This is a genomic window from Chromohalobacter sp. HP20-39 (assembly GCF_033052815.1).
Lineage (GTDB): Bacteria > Pseudomonadota > Gammaproteobacteria > Pseudomonadales > Halomonadaceae > Chromohalobacter.
This window is the reverse complement of record NZ_JAWHTP010000847.1, coordinates 1-258: the sequence shown is the minus strand read 5'-3', so window position 1 is coordinate 258 and position 258 is coordinate 1. Positions and strand designations below refer to the sequence as shown.

Sequence of the window (258 nt, the reverse complement as noted above, 5' to 3'; positions counted from 1 at the left end):
AAAGCCACATACTGTGCAGTCGAGAACCTTGGCCCAAACTGAAAGAAATCCTGCCCCTCGAAATCACTCTTTGGCGTCCAGACCTGCCATAGGTACTTGTAGAAGCGGGCCTGTGGATGAAGACGCTGCGCAAAAGACACCAGCCCATCCGGTGTAAAGCGTTCCCAGTTTTCTCTTGTTGGCGCTATCACTCTCACTCCACCGAAGAATCGCCTGCTTGTTTGGCCATCATCGCACGGGGCCCTTCTCGAAACATCC

1 protein-coding gene is annotated in these 258 nt (G+C 53.5%); it reads right to left on the bottom strand.

The genetic code is table 11. The features are described 5' to 3' along the window. Positions 1-191: hypothetical protein (locus RVY79_RS20350; protein ID WP_317466401.1), on the bottom strand; the 191-nt coding region annotated here is incomplete at its 3' end. Positions 192-258: the final 67 nt, after the last annotated feature.